Origin of the sequence: Streptomyces sp. NPDC058812 (assembly GCF_042744565.1) — a bacterium.
GTDB lineage: Bacteria > Actinomycetota > Actinomycetes > Streptomycetales > Streptomycetaceae > Streptomyces > Streptomyces thinghirensis.
This window is the reverse complement of record NZ_JBHYOB010000057.1, coordinates 1-3,349: the sequence shown is the minus strand read 5'-3', so window position 1 is coordinate 3,349 and position 3,349 is coordinate 1. Positions and strand designations below refer to the sequence as shown.

4 protein-coding genes are annotated in these 3,349 nt (G+C 70.8%); 3 read left to right on the top strand and 1 reads right to left on the bottom strand.

Annotation, left to right across the window (positions count from 1 at the left end):
• Both ACFW48_RS38475 and ACFW48_RS38470 read left to right on the top strand, forming a co-directional pair.
• Window positions 1–95, top strand: a 95-nt coding sequence (locus tag ACFW48_RS38475; RefSeq protein WP_386323301.1) for an adenosylhomocysteinase, incomplete at its 5' end; no start/stop codon positions are given.
• Window positions 96–256: 161 nt separating this feature from the next.
• Window positions 257–871: a hypothetical protein gene (locus ACFW48_RS38470; RefSeq protein WP_386323299.1), complete on the top strand. Its 615-nt coding sequence runs from the start codon at window positions 257–259 to the stop codon at window positions 869–871.
• 49 nt (window positions 872–920) lie between these two features.
• On the opposite strand, the gene ACFW48_RS38465 is transcribed toward ACFW48_RS38470, so the two are convergent.
• Window positions 921–1,892: an RDD family protein gene (locus ACFW48_RS38465; RefSeq protein WP_386323297.1), complete on the bottom strand. Its 972-nt coding sequence runs from the start codon at window positions 1,890–1,892 to the stop codon at window positions 921–923.
• Window positions 1,893–2,018: 126 nt separating this feature from the next.
• On the opposite strand from ACFW48_RS38465, the gene ACFW48_RS38460 reads away from it, so the two are divergent.
• Complete coding sequence (locus tag ACFW48_RS38460; protein ID WP_386323295.1) at window positions 2,019–3,026, top strand: stage II sporulation protein M; 1,008 nt, start codon at window positions 2,019–2,021, stop codon at window positions 3,024–3,026.
• The last annotated feature ends 323 nt before the right edge of the window (window positions 3,027–3,349 follow it).

The following is a 3,349-nucleotide window of genomic DNA, read 5'->3' as shown; positions in this document are numbered from 1 at the left end:
TCGGCGTCAAGCTGACCACGCTCCGCCAGGAGCAGGCCGACTACATCGGCGTCAAGGTCGAGGGCCCGTACAAGGCGGACCACTACCGCTACTGAGCAAGCCCGCGTCGCAGCCGGCGGGGGAGCGTCCGTGCACAGACGCTCCCCCGGCCGACTGCCGGCTCCTCCGAGACAGGCCCCCGCACCCCCGTGCCGGGGGCCTGCCCCGTTGGCGCCTCAGCGGCCGGACCAGCAGCCCGTCACCACCCAGGACCACCATGCCCCGCGGCCGTTATTCGCTCCACGATCCGCACGACCACACCCCCCTCGCGGAAGAACACTTCCAGTGCGCCCCCGGCCCCTCCGGCTGGCGCTACGTCTCCCGGCTGACCACGCCCGCCGGAGACCACCACGGCTCCGTCGACCTCGCCCTCGACGAACTCGGCCGCCCCATCCGCCTCGAACTCCATGCCGCAAGCTGGCAAGTGCGAGGTGCGGCCGTCGACGGCGTCACCTGGGTCCGCACCGACCCCACCGGAGTCCACGCCACCGAAGGCAATGCGCGCGCCCACGCCTTCACCGGCACGTCCCCGGCCTTCCTCGTCGCCACCACCCGTCTCCTGCGCCTCACCCCCTCCGGATCGGCCACCCGCGTACGCCTCGTCGCCCTCACCGACCCGGTCCTCGCCCCGCGCACCGTGGACCAGTCCTGGGCCTTGCTCAACAGAGAAGCACACGCCACTGACAACGGCCCGCTCACCGTGGACGAGTACCAGGTCACAGCCCTGGACACGGGCGAGCAGCACGCCGTGCACATCGCCGGCGACGTCGTGCTCGCGGCCCCCGGCATCGAGCTGGAGGACCTGGAGTCACCGCCGTCCGTGTTCCCGTGAGCGACATCGGGCGCAGGCGCCGGGACCGCCCGTGCGCAGCCCGTCCGGCCTATGCCGGCGGTACGAACCCGGTACCGGTGCGGCCGTCCGGCGGCGCCTCCCGCGACGCCTCGGGCCGTACTCCTCGCCACGGCGCGGCCGGCGGCGCCACGGGACGCACCTCCGGCGTTTGGACCGGTCGCTGCACGGGCGGCTGCACCGGCGGTGTCACCGAGGACCCCGGCGCAGGAGGAGTCATGGGCGCTTCCACCGCGGGCCCCCCAGCCGCGTACGTTCCCCCGAACGCCCGCCGGGCCTCCCGAGCCTGCCGCTCCTGCACCACCGCCGCCAGATACGCGGCCGGCGGAACCTCCTGCGGCACCGGAGCACCCGTACGAGCCGCCACGTCCGCGGCGAGCCGTTCCGCCATGGCCCAGCCGACCCGGGGATCCAGCTGTCCCATCCGCGTCAGGTACTGACGGACGGCAAGCCACAGATCATCGGGCACCGCGGACAGATCGAGCCCCGAGAACCGTCCCGCCAGCCACGGCGGGGGCGGCGGCAGGAAACCCGCCGGCGAGACCGGCACCCGTTCCCGCACGACCAGAGTCCCCGCGAACACATCACCGAGCCGCCGCCCTCGTGCCGACACCAGTGAAGCGATACAGGCGACGACGCCGAACGTCATCAGGATCTCGATCACTCCGATCAAGCCCCGCACCAGCGAGTGCCGGAACCGGATCGGCCCGCCGTCGTCCCGTATCACCCGCAGACCGCACGCCATCTTCCCGAGCGACCGCCCATGGCTGAGCGTCTCCACCGCGATGGGACCGCCCACCAGCACGAGGACGAAGGCCGCGATCGACAGCGCGGTCTGCGCCGCCATGTCCAGGGCGGCAGTGGAAGCCACCAGCGCGACGGTCACCGCCACATAGACGGCCACGGCCACCGCCAGATCGAGCAGGACGGCCAGCGCTCTGCTGGGCAGCCTCGCGGGGCGCAGTTCCAACGCCACCGCCTCGCCCGTCACCAGCTCACTCACGCTTGCCGCCCTTCCCCTGACTGCCCCCGTCCCCGCCAGTCTGCCAAGCTGAGGACACACCGCGCCGCAGTACGACAAGCTGATCCACGACGAGCCGCCGACGATAGCCGAGGAGCAGGCACACCGATGGACCTCGACGTCTTCGTCTCCGCCCACCGAGCGGAGTGGGACCGCCTCGACGACCTGCTCCGGCGCCAGCGCCGACTGACCGGCGCCGAGACCGACGAACTCGTCACCCTCTACCAGCGCACGGCCACCCACCTCTCCCTGATCCAGTCCAGGGCCCCCGACCCGCAGCTGACCGGACGGCTCAGCCAACTGGTGGCACGCGCGCGCAGTGCCGTGACAGGAACCCGCCGAGCCTCCTGGCGCGACGTCACCCGCTTCCTGACCCAGCAGTTCCCGGCGGCCGTCTACCGGGCACGCCACTGGTGGGTCCCCACCGCGCTCCTGTCGACGGCCGTCGCGGCGCTCCTGGGCTGGTGGATCGGCACCCACCCGGAAGTCCAGTCCACCATCGCGGCACCCAGCGAACTGCGGGAGCTCACCCGCCCCGGCGGCCAGTACGAGACGTACTACTCGAGCCACCCCGCGGCCTCCTTCGCCGCCCAGGTCTGGACGAACAACGCCTGGGCCGCCGCGCTCTGTCTGATCCTGGGCGTCTTCCTGGGGCTGCCGGTCATCTGGATCCTGTTCCAGAACATGCTCAACCTGGGCGTCGGCTTCGGCCTGATGTCGTCGGCCGGCCGCCTCGACACCTTCCTCGGCCTCGTCCTGCCCCACGGACTGCTGGAACTGACGGCGGTCTTCGTGGCCGCGGGCACCGGCCTGCGTCTCGGGTGGACCCTCATCGACCCGGGTCCGCGCACCCGGCGCATCGCCCTCGCCGAAGAGGGCCGAGCCGCCATCGGCATGGCGATCGGCCTCGCCCTGGTCCTGTTCATCTCCGGTGCCATCGAAGGCTTCGTCACCCCGTCCGGCCTGCCCACCTGGGCCCGCATCACCATCGGAGTCGTCGCCGAGCTGGCCTTCCTCGCCTACGTCTATGTCCTGGGCGGACGTGCCGTGCGCGCCGGCGACACGGGCGACGTCGAAGCGGCCGAGCGCAGCGCCACCGTGCCGACGGCCGCCTGATGTGCGTCCGCCCCCGGTGAGCTGCTAGTGTCCTCTTCGTTCCCGCAAGAGCCGTTGACACGGAGCGAGCGGGGAGGTAGATTCGAACAGTTGCCTGTAGATGGGTTCACCCCAGAGGGCAACCGATAGTATCTATTTGCTTCCTCCCGGATCATTGAATTCGATGAAGCACTCTCCCGATGAATCGGAAATGAACAGCCGGTCAGACCGGCTCAGAACTTCTGATAAAGTCGGAGCCGCCGGAAAGGGAAACGCGAAAGCGGGAACCTGGAAAGCACCGAGGAAATCGGATCGGAAAGATCTGATAGAGTCGGAAACGCAAG